A 16,402-nucleotide genomic window follows, 5' to 3' on the forward strand; every position below is an offset into this window, starting at 1 on the left:
CAAAAGCTGATTTTTTGAACTACCTCTAAAATGCATGTTCAAAAAGTCGGCTTTTCAGTACCGAGAAGGTTGTGAGAACCTGAAGAAGGAGGAACGGAGTGTAGGCAAGCCCTACATGAGTACCGGACTTCTAGGGTGAACGCAAGATTCGATGTCGAATAAGCATAGAGATTTACTTCGTGATCAAAAGCTGATTTTTTGAACTACCTTTAAAAATGAATAAAGCTCCCAGCTTCATGTCAAACTATCCACAGACAGTAGAAGAAAGGAGTGTCTGTTCGGATGTACAAACGACTGAGCGCGATATTGTTCCCGATAGCAACCGTTCTATTAATCGGTGCCGTCGTGTGGGGGTATCAGGAGAACCAAGAGAAGAATGCGATTCTAATCAAAGCGGAGAACCAATACCAGCGGGCATTTCACGATTTATCTTATCATGTGGACCGGCTGCACAGTGAGCTGGGGAATACGCTGGCTGTGCATTCGGCATCTACCGGCTCGCACCGTAAGGGACTGGTAAATGTATGGAGAATTACAAGCGAAGCGCAGAACGAGATCAATCAGCTTCCACTGACCATGCTGCCCTTTAACAAGACGGAAGAATTCTTGTCCCGGATTGCGAAGTTTTCTTATCAGACTGCAGTACGTGACTTAACGAAGCAGCCTTTGTCCGATTCGGAGGTCAAAAATCTGAAGGAGCTTTATAAGAGCTCCGCAGAAATATCAAAGGATCTTCAAACCGTGCAGGATAAGGTGATCAGCAACCGTCTTCGCTGGATGGATGTGGAGACGGCATTGGCAAGCCAGGATGAGCCGAAGGACAACACCATTATTGACGGCTTCAAGACGGTGGATAAAAAGGTAGGGGAATATCCTGAATTGGATTGGGGACCTTCCGTATCCAGCATGTATAATCGCAGATCCGTGAAGAAGCTGGGAGGTACGCCGGTAACCTTGGACACGATCAAGGATAAAGCGGCTAAATTTCTAGGAAATAGTGTGACAGGCGATATCAAAGTGACGGAGAACGGAAAAGGGACAGAGTGGGCTTCGTTCACGGCTCAGGTTCAGGGTGCCAATAACGAGGTGACGACGCTGGATTTCACGAAAAATGGAGGGCAGCTCATTGCCTATTCCAATAACCGGACGATCGGCCAAAAGGCGGTGGGTTATGAGCAGGCAAGAGAGAAGGCAAGTGCTTTTCTGAAGGATAAAGGATATAGCGATATGACGCCGGTGGCTTATGACGAGTTCGACAATACCTCAACCTTTACTTTTGTGACCAAATTGAACGATGTATTGATCTACCCCGAGAAGATCACGGTCCGTGTTGGATTAGATACGGGCGATGTGACAGGGATTCAAGCCAGCGACTACGTCTATGAGCGGGAGAACAGACAGCCTGTAGGCGAGCCAAAATTGACCCTGGAGGAAGCTCGCAAATATCTGAACTCGGATTATAAAGTGAATTATCATCGACTCGCGCTGATTGAAAATGAAATGTTCGAGAAGGTGCTGACTTACGAGTTCGGAGGTGCCATTAACGGCTCAGACTTTAAAATCTTTATAAATGCGGAGTCGGGAGTGGAAGAGACGATTGAGGAGATCCAGAGACAGAAGCAGGGGGCTCGCTCGTAATTAACAGCGCGGGTATCGCTGCGAATGGAGATATCCGAAGACAAATATTAGAGGCACGGCTCACGGGCTGCGCCTCTTTTTCATGCTTGCCTGCTTTGAATTACGCATGATTGACATTGACGTGACGTATAGCTTTATTATTTCTCTTAATAAACAGGGAAGGGATAAATAAGAAATGGCAAATTCAATTAAGTTTGTATCGATGGAAGAACAGAATGTTGAAGAATTGACTCCAATTATGAAAAGGGCCTTTGATGAAGATACCCGGATTCATTTAGGTGCGGGTTTCATTGCATTGAAATTAAAATCCGAAGAACCCGGAGGAAGGATGCTTTGTGTTGAAAAAAGAGATGAAGGCTCAGGTTGCGAAGCGGATATGAGTGATGAATCTTGCCTGTAGCTTGCTAAGGAAGGGGATTGGATGCGAAATATAAGGACGCCTTTAGAGTTAGGTTCTAGCCCTAAATCATGTTCAATCAGAACCTGACTCTAGCAACGGGTGAAACCCGATCCCCTCCCCAGCGAAAATTCTGGCGCCATGATACTATACTCCATGCTATAATCAGATCAGATACTGTCAGATTTGGTCAAGGAGTGGGGATAACGTTGTTGCCAAAAATAAATGATTTGGTCTATATCCAGGTTGCCTCGCCGAACAAGAAGGAAGAAGAGATGGAGTGCAAATCCCGGATTGCCGATATCGAGGACGAATATTATTTGATCGAAATGCCGATTGAGGTCGGTACAGGTCGAATTAAGCGCTTATTTGTCGGCGATGAGCTGTCCATCTACTTTTTGACGGATGAAGGCGTGAAGAATTACTTTAATACATATGTGATCGGTTTTGCCGAAGATGTCGTTCATCTGATCCGGATTCGCAAACCTAGCGAGGAGTCTATCACCAAGGTGCAACGACGTAACTTTTTGCGGGTTGTGGCCGAGCTTGAACTGGCTGTCAAGCTGAAGGATAATACGAGATTTGTAGCTTACACGGACGATGTCGGCGGGGGAGGATTATCCTTTCTATGCGACTCGACTTATAAGTTGAATGAAGGAGATCAATTATACTGCTGGCTCCTGCTTCCTTACAAAAATGGCTCGATTGAGCATGCTCCGTTCGAGGCGGAGATTGTGAGAACCAAGAAGCTGGAAAATGGCCGTACCCGAGTGATGCTGAAGCTCATCACGATCTCGGATATGGAGCGCCAGAAAATTATCCGTTATTGTTTCGAACGGCAATTTGATTTTCGCAATCGGTAAGGCTTCAACTATGATTTGATCTGGACGGCCCTGGATATGCTAGGATTATTGACTTCATCCTGGAGAAGGGGTGTACCTGATGCATAGCAAGAAAAAAGCAGACGCTTATACGGAATTGTTCCTGACATTTTCGGATCGGGTAGAGCTGTGGATCAAAAGAGGAATTATCGTACTTGTCGCTTTGCTGCTGCTGAGTCAGGCCGCGCTTGCGGTACCTGCGCTGAGACATGTGCTGGCTTCCGCAGACCGTCATGAAGGGGTCCCGATCCAACGCATCGGAGCGCACTGAAAATGCACGAATTTATGACAAGTGCTTTTGCATACCGGGTCTTAATGTGGTATAATTTTCACGTCGCAGGCAAAGCCTGCTTTTTTATTGAGACCGTCTTGAAGGAGGATTTCCCTTTTGGCTAGTACAACGTCGACACCTACAGATAGAATCAACATTGCGATTGACGGGCCTGCGGGGGCAGGCAAGAGTACGATCGCCCGAAGGGTAGCCGGAAGACTGTCTTATGTATATGTAGATACTGGAGCCATGTACCGCGCAGCTACCTGGTATTTCGGGCAACAAGGAATCGAACCGGAAGATGAAGAGAAGCTGCTTCAAATGCTGCCGGATCTGGTTATTGAATTAATACCCGAGCCAGATGGACAACGAGTTGTGATTAACGGACAAGATGCTACAGACGAGATCAGATCCATCGCAGTCAACGCCAAAGTGTCGCAGTATGCGCAGATCGAAGGGCTTAGGAGCAGATTGGTAGCGCTCCAGAGGCAAATGGCTCTGCGTAAAGGTGTTGTCATGGACGGACGCGATATCGGAACAACGGTGCTGCCGGATGCGGAGGTCAAAGTATTTATGACCGCATCTGTAGAGGAGCGCGCAAGACGGCGCTTCAATGAGATGAGAGAGCAGGACCAGATCACTATGGAGCAACTGATTCAAGATATGGCCAGACGTGATCGTCTCGATCAGGAACGGGAGATATCTCCGTTACGTCAGGCTGAAGACGCGGTGCTATTGGATACTACCGATCTGAACCTTGAAGAAGTTGTCGATGTCATCATATCGATGTGCAGATCTTTTGTGAGAGTGAGAGAATAGGATGATCTACAACATTTGCCGGGCTCTGCTTCGAGGAATTTACAAGATTTTGTTCCGACTGGAAGCCAAGGGTCTGGAGAATATTCCTTCTTCAGGGGGAGTATTGTTATGCTCCAACCATATTAGCTTGCTGGACCCTCCGACGATCGGCATCTTGCTGGATCGGAAGGTACACTTTATGGCTAAGAAGGAACTGTTCGACATCGTTGGTTTCGGTTGGCTCATCCGTCAGCTGGGAGCTTTTCCAGTGAAGCGTGGTGGAGTCAGCAAGGAATCCATCAAGACCTCTTTGCTGCTTTTGAGGGAAGGTCATGTGATGGGCATTTTCCCCGAAGGGACTAGACATAAGGGCGATGATGGAGGAGAGGGCAAGAAAGGTGCCGCTACCTTCGCGCTTCGCAGTGATGCAACGGTCATTCCGGTAGCCATTATCGGCAATTATAAATTGTTCCGCAAAACCAGAGTTGTCTACGGGACACCGGTAGATTTGGAAGCTTTCAAAGAGCTTAAAGGTGCTGAAGCAGCCGAGCAGGCTACCGAGAAGATTATGTCGCAAATCTCGGAGCTCAGAAAACTAGGATAATTCAAGGCCTGATGCATGAAGGCATGAAAACTTGGGAAAATAGGATTAAATTGTTTTGAACTTCGCTTCTGCGGGTTTAAATAAATGGCTTTTTTGAATTGAGGAGGTAATCACATGTCGGAAGAAACGAAGAACGGATTGGAAGCTGCAGAGGTGGCAAGCCAGGAAGAATTGGAACAAATCGTATCCTTGAAAAAAGGGGACACAGTAAAAGGAACGATCGTCAAAATTGAGGATAACCAAGCTTATGTGAGCATTGGATATAAATACGACGGCGTTATTCCTATTCGTGAACTGTCCTCGGTACATTTGGACAACGCGGCTGATGCCGTACAAGTTGGCCAAGAAGTAGAAACAAAGGTTGTCAGCATTGACGATGATAAAGAGCGTCTTGTGCTGTCCAAGCGTGCGATTGACAGTGAAAATGCTTGGGAAGAATTGCAGAAGAAGTTCGAATCTCAAGAAACCTTCGAGGTTACGGTTGCTGATGTTGTAAAAGGCGGCATCGTTGCCGATGTGGGCGTTCGCGGATTCATTCCGGCTTCGATGGTAGAGCGTCATTTTGTTGAAGATTTCAGTGATTATAAAGGACGCACACTTCGGGTGAAGGTGAAAGAAATTGATCAGGAGAACAATAAAGTGATCCTGTCCCAGAAGGATGTTCTCGATGAAGAGTTCGAAGCCAACAAGCTGAAGGTTATGGGCGGCTTGAAGGAAGGCGAAGTCATCGAAGGCACTGTTCAGCGTCTGACTCAATTCGGCGCATTTGTCGATGTAGGCGGAGTCGACGGCCTGGTGCACGTATCCGAAATCGCTTGGAGCCATGTCGATAAGCCAGCTGACGTACTGTCCGAAGGCGACAAGGTAAAAGTGAAGGTGCTTAAGGTTGATCCTGAGAAGGGCAAAATCAGCCTGAGTATTAAAGCGGCTACTCCAGGTCCTTGGGAAACGGCAGCTGAGAACTTCAAGAGCGGGGATATCGTATCCGGTGAAGTGAAGCGGCTTGTGGCATTCGGCGCATTTGTCGAAATCGCACCTGGCGTTGAAGGACTTGTTCATATCTCGCAAATTTCTCATAAACATATCGGTACTCCGCATGAAGTGCTGAAAGAGGGCCAAACGGTTCAAGTGAAGATTCTTGAAGTAAACCCTGGTGAGAAGCGCGTGAGTCTCAGCATCAAGGAAACAGAAGATGCTCCGGAACAGGCTCCTAAGAGTGAGAAGCCTGGCAAGGGAAGCAGTGTTCGCAAAGAAGACCTCGGCGATAACCCGAATGTATCTCTTAGCAACCAAGGGTTGAGCATTACCCTGGGAGAACGCTTTGGCGACAAGCTGAGCAAATTCAAGTAATCGGGATAAAGGCAAGCATGAATCGGCGGCCCCTTGAAGCGGGTTCGCCGATTTTGCTTGTTTAGGAAGAATTGGATACAAACGGTTAGCATATGCATGCTTTTTTTGCTATGATGATGTCGATGAAAAGCAATGCAGGCTTACAGCTGATGCGTTGATGAGATAGAGAAAAGAAACAAGGAGGAATGCGCATGGCAAGACCAGTTGTGGCGATTGTCGGCCGGCCGAATGTAGGTAAATCCACCGTATTTAACCGGATTATTGGCGACCGTCTGGCCATCGTGGAGGACAAGCCGGGAATCACGCGTGACCGGATCTATGGGACTGCGGAGTGGAACGGCAAGCCTTTCAGCATCATCGATACGGGCGGTATTGAATTGGATGATGAGGAACCGATTCTTAAGTCGATCCGCATGCAGGCGGAGCTGGCGATTGAAGAAGCGGATGTCATTGTATTTATGTGTGATGCCAAGACGGGGGTAACAGGTTCAGACGAGGAAGTCGCTGGGCTGCTGTTCCGTTCAGGCAAGCCGGTTATTGTGGCTGTCAATAAAGTCGACAATATCGGTCGAATGGATAACATCTATGAATTCTATAACCTTGGATTCGGCGAACCCATCGGGGTGTCGGGAAGCCACGGAACGGGCGTAGGGGATCTTCTTGATGCCATCGTCGATAACCTGCCGGAGCTAGAGGACGTAGAATATGAAGACGATGTAATTCGGGTTGCTCTGATTGGCCGTCCGAATGTAGGTAAATCCTCACTCGTAAACGCCATTCTCGGCGAAGAGCGCGTTATAGTAAGCGATATTGCGGGCACGACGAGAGATGCGATCGATACTCCGTTTGAGAAGGACGGGCAAAAATATGTCCTGATTGATACGGCGGGAATGAGAAAACGCGGCAAGGTGTATGAGAGCACGGAGAAATACAGTGTCATGAGAGCCATGAAGGCAATTGAACGTTCAGATGTTGTGCTTGTGCTTATAAATGGCGAGGAAGGAATCATTGAGCAGGACAAGCATATTGCCGGCTATGCTTACGAGGCTGGCAAGGCTGCGCTTTTTGTCGTTAACAAGTGGGATGTTGTCGAAAAGGACGATAAGACAATGCATCAATTCGAACAGAAGATCAGAGATCACTTCCTGTTTATGACGTATGCACCGGTTGTTTTCCTCTCTGCCAAGACTAAGCAGCGTCTTCACAAGCTTTTGCCGGTCGTTCAGCATGTTGCTGATCAACATACGAAGCGGGTTCAGACGCATCTGCTTAATGATGTGGTGTCCGATGCGATTGCCATTAATCCGCCTCCGACAGACAAGGGCCGCAGACTGCGGATCAATTATATAACCCAAGTGGCGGTAAAACCGCCGACGATGGTGGTATTTGTGAATGATCCGGAGCTGATGCATTTCTCATATGAGCGATACCTGGAGAACAAAATCCGGGCTGCCTTTGATTTTGAAGGAACGCCAATCCGGTTGTTTACTCGCCGGAAGTCTGACGAAGGTTAGGGGAGTAGGACACAAGTGATATTACCGATCATAGCTGTTATCGCCTGTTATTTGCTCGGTTCGGTCAGCTTCAGCGTTGTGCTGGCCAAAGGGCTTAAGGGAATTGATATAAGGCAACATGGGAGCGGGAATGCCGGTGCAACGAATACTCTGCGTGTTCTAGGCAAGGGCCCGGCTATTTTAGTGCTGGCACTGGATGTATTGAAGGGAATTGCAGCTGTCTGGATAGGACGCTGGCTTGGCGGCAGCTCGGAATGGGTAGCCGCAATCTGTGGTATCGCTGCGATTATCGGCCATAACTGGCCGCTCTATTTCCGCTTCCGCGGCGGCAAAGGAATTGCTACGACCATTGGTGTTATGGCAACGCTGGCATTTTTCCCAGCGTTTTACGCCGGGATCATCGCGATCCTATCCATCGTGTTTACGAGATTTGTTTCGCTTGGTTCCCTGATCTTTGTATTCTTAACACCGATATTCCTGCTGATTAGCGGCGAGGTCGGAGCCTACTTCTGGGCTAGTCTCGTCATCTGTCTGTTTGCCTTCTGGCGGCATCGCACAAATATTGTGAAGATCATTCATGGCAAAGAGAACAAACTTGGATCCAAAGGAGGAACTCGCATTGTCTGAGAAGGCTGCTGTACTGGTAGCAGGCAGTTGGGGAACGGCTCTGGCCAGCGTTCTGGCCGACAAGGGCATAGATGTGAATATTTGGACACGTAATGAAGCACAGTGCCGGGAGATCAATGAGCGCCATACGAATGAGCGCTTCTTGCCGGGAGTTGTACTACCGTCCAATCTGGTTGCTGTGACCGATATGGAGGCGGCGGTGCGGGGAGCCAGCTCTGTTGTCATAGTTGCTCCTTCGTCTGCAGCGAGAGAGGTTGCTCGTTCGCTGAAGCCTTATTGGAGCGAAAACATGCTGGTGGTCCATGCTACTAAAGGCTTCGAGACAGAAAGCTTGAAGCGTATCTCAACGGTTATCTCCGAGGAGCTTGAATGTGAAGAAGGAAGGATTGTTGTCCTGTCCGGTCCGAGCCATGCGGAAGAGGTCGTCAAGCGCTGTCCGACTACTGTTGTAGTCGCTTCATTGGATGACAAAGAGGCTGCCAAGGCCCAGGACTTGTTCATGCATTCCTATTTCCGTGTATACACAAATCGGGATATGCTGGGGGCAGAGCTTGCCGGAGCATTCAAGAACATTATTGCACTGGGTGCAGGGATGTCTGACGGGCTTGGCTACGGGGATAATGCCAAGGCCGCGCTGCTGACCCGCGGATTGGCCGAAATTACTCGTATCGGTGTTGAGATGGGGGCGAATCCACTTACGTTTGCCGGGCTTGCCGGAGTCGGTGACCTTGTCGTAACAGCTACAAGTAAGCACAGCCGGAACTGGCGGGCCGGATTCATGCTTGGCGAGGGGACACCGCTGGATCAGGTGCTCTCGTCCATGGGCATGGTCGTGGAGGGGATTCGTACAACCAAAGCTGCATATACGATCTCTGAGAAATACCAGGTGCAAATGCCGATTGCGAGCCAAATATATCATGTGCTGTTTGAAGGGATGAATCCGAAGACGGCAGTCGAAGCGCTGATGGGGCGTGACCGCAAGACGGAGATGGAAATGATGTCGATCGAAACCTGGGAGCAGTGGCACAGCTGAGCCGTGTAAGTTGAACTAAATAAGCTGCATGGAAAGGGCATAAGTGTAAAATGTTAAAAGCTTTCTGTAAGAAAGCTGCTTCGGAAGCATAAGGCGGGAGCGTTCGCCTTTGTGAGTGGATTTCTACCTTAAACGTCCCTGGTTCAGTTAGAGAAATCCGCGAACAACAGCGATCGGAAGAACATTTCACTCGTTGCCTCAGCATGCATAATCTTTAGTTCAACCGATGTAGACAATCCGCGGCCGCCCAGGACCTTTTTCGTGAACGCCTCATACACTGTTGGGGAGGACACGGAGGAGGCGAGAGCATGGGCAAAGTTTCCAAGGATGCGCTGAGTGCAATCAATAAAAAGACAGGTAAAAATATAACCGAAGGTGCGGTCAAAAAATTGGCCGGTACGGTAAAGCCTTCCACAATGCAGAATGAGGCTGAGCTTCGCAAGCTGATCAAGCAGGTTTCATCCATGGCGAAGGTTCCTGTGACTGAGAGCACGGTCAATGAAATTGTTGCAGCGGTCAAGAAAAGCGGAATGAATCCATCCAACATGGAAGCCTTGATGAAACTGATGTTGAAGAAGTAAAACGAAGTTTAGTTGAAACTTGTAATTGGCAGTCCCGGTTGGAAGCTCTAGCTTCAAACGGGGCTTTTTTTTGTGCTATAATATTTATCATAATCAGTTCACGCCAATAGAATTGGGAGTGTTAAGTGTATGGATCCGATGACAAAAATGTGGCTGTCCTTGGCCGCCCTGCTTGTAATGGGCTTGTCCGTATTTCTGATCACATTTGCCAGGACCAAGACGAAGGGGATTATCCGCGGCTTGCTGTCGCTGTTTGCCTTTGTGATTATGGTTGCCGGGTTTCTGGCGGGGCTGGTGTCAATCACCTGACCAGATCAGGGAAGAACGGGAAGAGGTTTAAATCATGAGAATCCAGCAAGATGACACATTGGCTTCAGAGTTGCTGAAAGCGCTTTGTCTCCTTCAAAAGCGACTTGAATTTGCTGAAGTTCCCTGGGTATTGGGCGGCAGCTGCGCCTTATGGCTGCAAGAGGTTGCCCTTTCTTCGCTGCCTCGCGATATCGATGTGTACACAGATGATCGGCATGTCCCGATTCTCCATGAGCTCCTGCTCGACCTGGCAATGGATGAGCCGACTCTGGATGAGAGCGGAATCTACAGTTCCAGATTAAGTCACTACCGGTTGGGCGAATATACCGTGGAATTGGTTGGAGGCTTCCGGATTGTCACGGACTCATCTTCTTATTTGACCGAGGTCGAAGAGGTTCTTGCTCCTGCTGCTTGCCAGACCAAGCTGGACTCTGCTAAAGGAGAATTGCCCCTGATGCCTCTTTCTCATGAGCTGGTGTTCAATATCCTCCGCTCACGTCCAGATCGTTACAGGGCCGTTGCCGATGCCATGGCAAGGGAGCCGAAGCAGCATGCCGCATCATTAGGGACATTAATTCGGAATAATTCTTGGAGCGAAGCCCATCTGCATCTAATCAGAGAGCTTTTCCCCTGGGCCGTAGAAGGATAGGAGGCCGTATAGATGGAAGCGCAAGTAACCTTTTATCCGGCTGAGAAGCCGATTAAAGTGCGAATCGGCACAAGCTTGCTGCAGGCTGTTCATAAAGCAAGGATCGCAATGCCCACGAGATGCGGAGGAAAGGCATCTTGTATGATGTGCAAGATCCAGGTCGAAGAGGATAGCGCTGCCGCTTTATCTCCTCCTTCTGCTGCGGAGCGGCGCAAGCTGGGAATGGCGGAGCTGGAAAAGGGGACAAGGCTTGCCTGTCAGTGCAAGGTTCTTGGAGACGCAGCGATCAGACTGCCGGAGAACCCGCTCAAGGCTGCGATCCGCAGACAGATGGAACTGAATGCACAAGGCCCGGATGAGCTATGGTAAGCCTTATAACTATGCCCAAGGAGAACAGGTATGCATCGAAATCATTGTGCTTCATTAGTCAAAATCATGCTGGCCCCGGTTGCCCTTGCTATACTGCTGTCAGGTTGTCTGTATCGGGAGGCAGTGCAGCAGAATCCTTCAGATGCCTATCGTGAGAGTGTGAACCGAATCCAGCTTGCTGTAGACCAGTACCAGAGCGAGCACGAACTCCTTCCTCTAATAACCCCTTCCGAGGAGACGCCGAAGTATGAGAAGTTTCGGATAGATCTGGCTTTGCTGCTGAAGCAAGGATATCTGGAGTCAATTCCTCAAGCTGCCTTTGAGAACGGGGGAAGCGTCTATTTTCTCATTCAAAATGAAGAGCTCGACCCTGTTATCAAGATCATGGATTTGACGACGGTCCAGTATGTCAATGATGTTGAGCGGCTGGCCGCCAAATACCGGGAGCAGCAGGGAGGCGCCCTGCCTGTAGAGAAGGAAAACGGGGAATTACCGGAAGGAATACGTATGGTCGATTTGAAGGCCATTGGTGGGAAGGACTATGTGCTGAAAAGCGTGTACTCCGGCCAGGAACTGAACTATCTGATCAACGATAAGGGCAAAGTCTATGTGGACTATGCTCCGGACTTGATGCAGATTGTTGAACGCACGGGAATTACGCCTTCCGATGACTATGATATTCGGGAAATGCTGACTGAGCAATCCTACTTCGTTCCCGTGAAATCCTTGCCTTATTTTTGGGAGGATAATCGACCGATCCCCCAACCGGAGTAATTTATTAGCTGTGAAACAAGCCGTTCCTGGGCCAGTTGGCCGGGAGCGGCTTTCTTTTGCAAAAAAACATTGCATATTGCGTATTCCCCATTCATACGCATTCAATATGGCGGAAAAATCATTGTCCTGCCCGCGGCAGGCGCAGGATCAAAAAAAGGACCGGAGATGACGGGGATTCTGTCATAAAACTTCATCTTGTACATAAGATGGTACTAGTCCAAAAGCATGTACGAGTGGCGCCGCTTCGTTTGTGATCTTTCAACACCAGGTAAAGCGGCGGCGGACGCGGGTTACGGGAGCTACCGCTCCTGCCCAGCTGCGGTATGCAAATTGTTGGTGAATAACGAAGCGGATGCTCTCAAAGCATTTTTCCTTCGGCGAAATTTGAGGAGGGGATATCAGTGGTATTGGAGAAAGTAGACATTTTTAAGGACATTGCCGAACGTACCGGAGGGGATATTTATCTGGGTGTCGTCGGAGCTGTCCGCACCGGCAAATCTACATTTATCAAGCGGTTTATGGAAACGGTCGTACTCCCGAATATCGCAAGTGAGGCAGACCGGGTCCGGGCAGTGGATGAGCTCCCGCAAAGCGCTGCAGGAAAGACGATAATGACGACTGAGCCAAAGTTTGTGCCCAATAATGCGGTACAGATCAAGGTGGCGGAAGGACTTGAGGTAAACGTCAGGCTTGTGGATTGCGTTGGTTATGCCGTAGAGGGAGCGAAGGGGTACGAGGATGAGAACGGCCCCCGGATGATTTCCACGCCATGGTTCGAGGAGCCGATTCCATTCCAGGAAGCGGCCGAGATCGGAACCCGCAAGGTGATTCAGGAACATTCCACACTGGGTGTGGTCGTAACGACCGACGGAACTATTGCCGATATCCCGAGATACTCCTATGTGGATTCGGAGGAGCGGGTGGTTGCCGAGCTCAAGGAAGTCGGCAAGCCGTTCGTACTCGTCATCAATTCGACCCGGCCAAACAGCGAAGAAGCGCAACAGCTTCGTGGAGAGCTGGCTGCCAAATATGACATTCCGGTCATCACGCTTAGCGCAGCTACAATGACTGAAGAAGATGTTACCGGCGTGCTCAGAGAAGTATTGTACGAATTCCCTGTACATGAAGTGAATGTGAACCTTCCAAGCTGGGTTATGGTGCTGAACGAGAATCACTGGCTGCGCAGCAACTATGAGAACTCGGTTCGCGATACGGTCAAGGATATCCGCAGACTTCGCGACGTGGATCGTGTCGTCAATAATTTCATGGAATACGAATTCATTGACCGTGCAGGACTTAGCGGTATGAATATGGGTCAGGGCGTAGCGGAGATCGACCTGTATGCCCCGGATGATCTGTACGACCAAATCTTGATGGAAGTTGTGGGGGTAGAGATCCGCGGCAAGGATCATTTGCTCCAGTTGATGCAGGATTTCAGTCATGCCAAACGGGAATATGACCGTTTCTCCGAGGCACTGGAGATGGTCAAGACAACCGGCTATGGAATTGCTGCTCCTTCTCTCGCAGAAATGGCTCTCGACGAGCCGGAGCTGATCCGCCAAGGTTCTCGCTTCGGTGTCCGACTAAAAGCAACAGCTCCTTCGATTCACATGATTCGTGTGGATGTGGAATCCGAGTTTGCTCCGATCATCGGCACCGAGAAGCAGAGCGAAGAGCTGGTTCGCTATCTGATGCAGGATTTTGAGAATGATCCGATCAAGATTTGGGAGTCCGATATTTTCGGCAGATCGCTTCACTCGATTGTCAGAGAAGGAATCCAAGGCAAGATTGCCATGATGCCGGATAATGCGCGCTATAAGCTCCAGGAGACACTCGGGCGGATTATCAATGAAGGCTCGGGCGGTTTGATCGCGATTATTTTGTAACGGTTATAGACGGATTAATCAACAGGCCGGCTGGCTTACAGCCGGCTTTTTGATGTGTATTTCGCATGGAATTCAATAAATCGGGACTTAATTCACTTGAAAATATTAATCCGCTGTATTACTATAAGTTTGTTCCGCGCCTTGAAACGATGGCAAATGGCGGATTTCCAGGAGAAATATGCCTATTCTGTCCGCTTCAACGTATAATCTACGGCAAAACGGAAACACAGTATATCAGAATGGATTTCAAATTTACTAGGGAGGTGAATCCTAATGAACAAGACCGACTTGATTTCGCAAGTTGCTGAAAGCACTGAATTGTCCAAGAAAGACGCTACTAAAGCAGTAGATGCTGTTTTTGAAGCGATTTCTAACGCGCTTCAAAGCGGAGATAAAGTACAGTTGGTTGGTTTCGGTAACTTTGAAGTTCGCGAGCGTTCCGCTCGTAAAGGCCGCAACCCGCAAACCGGAGAAGAAATCGAAATTCCTGCGAGCAAAATCCCGGCATTCAAGCCTGGCAAGGCGCTCAAAGACGGAATCAAATAAGATTTCTACATATCTTCCGTGATCAAGGTCCGTGGGCACTAGTGTTCACGGGCCTTTCTTCTGAATTCCAGAACGGGAAGGAGCTACAGTCATGGAGCAGTCCGGACAAGGAAGCGAGCAAGGAATGGGCGGCGACTATTTTGTCGTGAAAGCCAAAGACCAGGGGGTTACCGTGATCGGTCTGACCCGCGGGAAGGACACCCGTTTTCATCATACGGAAAAACTCGACAAAGGCGAGGTGCTGATCGCCCAGTTCACCGACCACACTTCTGCGGTCAAGATCAGGGGCAAGGCTGTTGTGTACACCAAGTATGGCGTCGTGAATACCGAGGAATAATTGCACAAGCAGGCATAGCCTGCTTTTTTCTTTTGTAGAATAAAATGAGGGACAACAATCTAGAGGTTAAATGGACGGAGGGAGCGCTGCCCATGGATAAGAAATGGTTGATCCGTTCGTTATTAGTTGCCGTCAGCACTGTCATACTATGCGCTTGGTTAATCGGGCCGGGGAGAATCTTGCCGCAGGGCGGAGCGCTTTCTGCTGCTTCAGTCGCTGCCCCTGTCCCTTCCTTCGTACTGACCGATGATAATCTGGTGGACGGCTTGGCTTCTCTTGAATTGCCGGTGCGCATCGCCAAGGTGGATTTGAATGGTCAAATTCTTTCGATCGATCTGCGGGTAGCCGAGGAACAATTCGTTAAACAGCAATTGTATCGGAGCATGGCGGAGGTCATTTCATTCGCTATGGAGGATACCTCCAACATCGACCAGCTGCTGCTAAGGTTAATTGCCGAGGATCAATGGCTTGGCACCAGGTACTTACTGCTTGCAGCGGATGTCCGTCGGGGAGCCTGGCCGGTACAGGCTTTAGAAGAGCTTCGGAATCCCGTTCAAGAGGAGCTTTCCCCGTCACTAATCAGATGGTTCAGAATTACGGTGACACATCTCTGGAAGGAGCATATTCCTGATTGATCGTACCGTGCGCTCCATATGAACATGTGCTATAATAGACAAGATTGTGACATTCTTGAAGCTTAAAGAGGTAGTTCAAAAAAAATCAGCTTTTGATCACGAAGCGTTCCAAGGCGTTGATTCGGCGTCGAATCTTGCGTTCACCCACGAAGTCCAAGCGGATGCTTACGAGGCATGCTTCCTTTGGAAGCATTTCGTTCATGTAGGTTCTGCCTACACTCCGTTCCTCCTTCTTCGGGTTCTCGCAACCTTCTCGGTGCTAAAAACCTGACTTTTTGAACGCGCACTTAACCGGTTAGGAATGTCCTTATATAGCAGCTCGGAGGCAGATGATGAGACCTGATCACATAACCGAATTGGCTCGAAAATATGTCGACTATGACATGATTTCCACTCACACGGAGCTTCCGGATTTCCCGGTACCCCGTGTTCGTTTGCTTTATACGTTCCTGAACCATCGGGAGCAGTATTCCAGACAGCTGACAGAAGCCGGCCCGCTGGCGGCCTTCCTCGTGCAGTTAGGTCTGGATACGCATGACACGATTGATGTTGAAGACAGGCAAAAGGAAGAGAAGGAAATGCGCTCCCGCCAGTTGAAGGTGCTTGCTGGAGATTACTTCAGCAGCGTGTTCTATCAGCTTCTGGCGCATAGCGGTCAGATCCGTCTGGTGAACTCCATGAGCGCAGCCATTTGCGAAGTGAACCGGCTTAAGGTGCGCCTATATAATAGCTTGAAGCGCATGTTGCTTCCAGCCGAAGCCTATGTGAAGGAACGTGTTAAGCTAAAAATGACGTTGTTCCTTTCTTTTTCTCAACAGATGGATAAATCGGTCCGGAATGTGTGGGATTTGCTGCTGGAGGAGCTCAGCCATTGCGAAGTTGTGATGGAAGAGATTAAGCAGAGCATGACGTCTCCTTCAGAACGTAAGGGCTTTGCGTATCTGAGAATTTTGGAATCGGCTACAGCAGAGGACAAGGAGCGAATTTCGCGAGACGGCCTTGAAACAGGGGAATGGCATCAATTGCTTGACAAGTATACGATCAAGGAACAGCTTCTGACGATGCTGAGACATTCGGCGGACAAGGTGGAGCAGTTGATTGGAGAATGTCAGGGAGACAAGCTGCGGGCTGAGCTTGCTGCTGTGCTTGAACCTGTGAGATTGGCGCTTGCGCCGGAACATCAGATGATGCAGGAAGGGTGAG

General features: G+C 49.2%; 20 protein-coding genes. All 20 read left to right on the forward strand.

Features of this window, described 5'->3' with window-relative positions; translation table 11 throughout:
• Positions 1 to 282: 282 nt before the first annotated feature.
• On the forward strand, positions 283 to 1,638 hold the full coding sequence (ypeB, locus tag KQJ23_RS13005) for a germination protein YpeB (RefSeq protein WP_216479310.1): 1,356 nt from the start codon (positions 283 to 285) through the stop codon (positions 1,636 to 1,638).
• A 175-nt stretch (positions 1,639 to 1,813) separates the two neighbouring features.
• A complete protein-coding gene (locus tag KQJ23_RS13010) occupies positions 1,814 to 2,038 on the forward strand; it encodes a hypothetical protein (RefSeq protein ID WP_216479311.1) in 225 nt (74 codons plus the stop codon).
• A 206-nt stretch (positions 2,039 to 2,244) separates the two neighbouring features.
• The gene (locus KQJ23_RS13015) at positions 2,245 to 2,898 is read left to right on the forward strand and encodes a flagellar brake protein (RefSeq protein ID WP_216479312.1); all 654 of its coding nucleotides are present in this window, start codon (positions 2,245 to 2,247) and stop codon (positions 2,896 to 2,898) included.
• Between the two features lie 79 nt (positions 2,899 to 2,977).
• Positions 2,978 to 3,187, forward strand: coding sequence for a hypothetical protein (locus KQJ23_RS13020; protein WP_216479313.1), 210 nt, complete (start codon positions 2,978 to 2,980; stop codon positions 3,185 to 3,187).
• Positions 3,188 to 3,304: 117 nt separating this feature from the next.
• Positions 3,305 to 4,006: a (d)CMP kinase gene (gene cmk, locus KQJ23_RS13025; protein WP_216479314.1), complete on the forward strand. Its 702-nt coding sequence runs from the start codon at positions 3,305 to 3,307 to the stop codon at positions 4,004 to 4,006.
• Position 4,007: 1 nt separating this feature from the next.
• A complete protein-coding gene (locus KQJ23_RS13030) occupies positions 4,008 to 4,589 on the forward strand; it encodes a lysophospholipid acyltransferase family protein (protein ID WP_216479315.1) in 582 nt (193 codons plus the stop codon).
• Positions 4,590 to 4,703: 114 nt separating this feature from the next.
• Entirely contained in the window at positions 4,704 to 5,939 is a 1,236-nt protein-coding gene (gene rpsA / locus KQJ23_RS13035; RefSeq protein WP_216479316.1) for a 30S ribosomal protein S1, read from the forward strand.
• A gap of 191 nt (positions 5,940 to 6,130) precedes the next feature.
• Positions 6,131 to 7,453 carry a ribosome biogenesis GTPase Der gene (gene der / locus KQJ23_RS13040; protein WP_216479317.1) on the forward strand — a complete coding sequence of 441 codons (1,323 nt, stop codon included), beginning with the start codon at positions 6,131 to 6,133 and terminating at the stop codon, positions 7,451 to 7,453.
• A gap of 15 nt (positions 7,454 to 7,468) precedes the next feature.
• On the forward strand, positions 7,469 to 8,080 hold the full coding sequence (gene plsY / locus KQJ23_RS13045; protein WP_216479318.1) for a glycerol-3-phosphate 1-O-acyltransferase PlsY: 612 nt from the start codon (positions 7,469 to 7,471) through the stop codon (positions 8,078 to 8,080).
• A complete protein-coding gene (locus tag KQJ23_RS13050; protein WP_283571181.1) occupies positions 8,073 to 9,113 on the forward strand; it encodes an NAD(P)H-dependent glycerol-3-phosphate dehydrogenase in 1,041 nt (346 codons plus the stop codon). The genes plsY and KQJ23_RS13050 overlap by 8 nt, the downstream gene beginning before the upstream one ends.
• A gap of 308 nt (positions 9,114 to 9,421) precedes the next feature.
• Positions 9,422 to 9,694 (forward strand): stage VI sporulation protein F, encoded by a 273-nt coding sequence (locus tag KQJ23_RS13055; protein WP_216479320.1) that lies wholly within the window; start codon positions 9,422 to 9,424, stop codon positions 9,692 to 9,694.
• 129 nt (positions 9,695 to 9,823) lie between these two features.
• On the forward strand, positions 9,824 to 10,003 hold the full coding sequence (locus KQJ23_RS13060) for a DUF2768 family protein (RefSeq protein WP_216479321.1): 180 nt from the start codon (positions 9,824 to 9,826) through the stop codon (positions 10,001 to 10,003).
• Positions 10,004 to 10,037: 34 nt separating this feature from the next.
• The gene (locus KQJ23_RS13065) at positions 10,038 to 10,652 is read left to right on the forward strand and encodes a nucleotidyltransferase family protein (RefSeq protein WP_216479322.1); all 615 of its coding nucleotides are present in this window, start codon (positions 10,038 to 10,040) and stop codon (positions 10,650 to 10,652) included.
• Positions 10,653 to 10,664: 12 nt separating this feature from the next.
• Complete coding sequence (locus KQJ23_RS13070; RefSeq protein ID WP_216479323.1) at positions 10,665 to 11,021, forward strand: 2Fe-2S iron-sulfur cluster-binding protein; 357 nt, start codon at positions 10,665 to 10,667, stop codon at positions 11,019 to 11,021.
• A 30-nt stretch (positions 11,022 to 11,051) separates the two neighbouring features.
• A complete protein-coding gene (locus tag KQJ23_RS13075; RefSeq protein WP_216479324.1) occupies positions 11,052 to 11,795 on the forward strand; it encodes a DUF3939 domain-containing protein in 744 nt (247 codons plus the stop codon).
• A 407-nt stretch (positions 11,796 to 12,202) separates the two neighbouring features.
• Positions 12,203 to 13,681, forward strand: a complete 1,479-nt coding sequence (gene spoIVA / locus KQJ23_RS13080) for a stage IV sporulation protein A (protein ID WP_216479399.1) — start codon at positions 12,203 to 12,205, stop codon at positions 13,679 to 13,681.
• A gap of 273 nt (positions 13,682 to 13,954) precedes the next feature.
• Positions 13,955 to 14,227, forward strand: a complete 273-nt coding sequence (locus tag KQJ23_RS13085; protein WP_216479325.1) for an HU family DNA-binding protein — start codon at positions 13,955 to 13,957, stop codon at positions 14,225 to 14,227.
• Between the two features lie 91 nt (positions 14,228 to 14,318).
• The gene (gene mtrB, locus KQJ23_RS13090) at positions 14,319 to 14,564 is read left to right on the forward strand and encodes a trp RNA-binding attenuation protein MtrB (RefSeq protein WP_216479326.1); all 246 of its coding nucleotides are present in this window, start codon (positions 14,319 to 14,321) and stop codon (positions 14,562 to 14,564) included.
• Positions 14,565 to 14,656: 92 nt separating this feature from the next.
• A complete protein-coding gene (locus tag KQJ23_RS13095; protein ID WP_216479327.1) occupies positions 14,657 to 15,199 on the forward strand; it encodes a hypothetical protein in 543 nt (180 codons plus the stop codon).
• A 332-nt stretch (positions 15,200 to 15,531) separates the two neighbouring features.
• On the forward strand, positions 15,532 to 16,401 hold the full coding sequence (locus KQJ23_RS13100) for a heptaprenyl diphosphate synthase component 1 (RefSeq protein ID WP_216479328.1): 870 nt from the start codon (positions 15,532 to 15,534) through the stop codon (positions 16,399 to 16,401).
• Position 16,402: the final 1 nt, after the last annotated feature.

Origin of the sequence: Paenibacillus brevis (genome assembly GCF_018919145.1) — a bacterium.
Lineage (GTDB): Bacteria > Bacillota > Bacilli > Paenibacillales > Paenibacillaceae > Fontibacillus > Fontibacillus brevis.

Bases quoted from the DNA above. Each gene is read 5' to 3' on its own strand.
- rpsA (WP_216479316.1), top strand. From the start codon at position 4,704: ATGTCGGAAGAAACGAAGAACGGATTGGAAGCTGCAGAGGTGGCAAGC.
- mtrB (WP_216479326.1), top strand. From the start codon at position 14,319: ATGGAGCAGTCCGGACAAGGAAGCGAGCAAGGAATGGGCGGCGACTAT.
- KQJ23_RS13095 (WP_216479327.1), top strand. From the start codon at position 14,657: ATGGATAAGAAATGGTTGATCCGTTCGTTATTAGTTGCCGTCAGCACT.
- KQJ23_RS13010 (WP_216479311.1), top strand. From the start codon at position 1,814: ATGGCAAATTCAATTAAGTTTGTATCGATGGAAGAACAGAATGTTGAA.
- KQJ23_RS13030 (WP_216479315.1), top strand. From the start codon at position 4,008: ATGATCTACAACATTTGCCGGGCTCTGCTTCGAGGAATTTACAAGATT.
- KQJ23_RS13055 (WP_216479320.1), top strand. From the start codon at position 9,422: ATGGGCAAAGTTTCCAAGGATGCGCTGAGTGCAATCAATAAAAAGACA.
- KQJ23_RS13075 (WP_216479324.1), top strand. From the start codon at position 11,052: ATGCATCGAAATCATTGTGCTTCATTAGTCAAAATCATGCTGGCCCCG.
- KQJ23_RS13020 (WP_216479313.1), top strand. From the start codon at position 2,978: ATGCATAGCAAGAAAAAAGCAGACGCTTATACGGAATTGTTCCTGACA.
- KQJ23_RS13100 (WP_216479328.1), top strand. From the start codon at position 15,532: ATGAGACCTGATCACATAACCGAATTGGCTCGAAAATATGTCGACTAT.
- der (WP_216479317.1), top strand. From the start codon at position 6,131: ATGGCAAGACCAGTTGTGGCGATTGTCGGCCGGCCGAATGTAGGTAAA.
- ypeB (WP_216479310.1), top strand. From the start codon at position 283: ATGTACAAACGACTGAGCGCGATATTGTTCCCGATAGCAACCGTTCTA.
- KQJ23_RS13070 (WP_216479323.1), top strand. From the start codon at position 10,665: ATGGAAGCGCAAGTAACCTTTTATCCGGCTGAGAAGCCGATTAAAGTG.
- KQJ23_RS13085 (WP_216479325.1), top strand. From the start codon at position 13,955: ATGAACAAGACCGACTTGATTTCGCAAGTTGCTGAAAGCACTGAATTG.
- KQJ23_RS13065 (WP_216479322.1), top strand. From the start codon at position 10,038: ATGAGAATCCAGCAAGATGACACATTGGCTTCAGAGTTGCTGAAAGCG.
- KQJ23_RS13060 (WP_216479321.1), top strand. From the start codon at position 9,824: ATGGATCCGATGACAAAAATGTGGCTGTCCTTGGCCGCCCTGCTTGTA.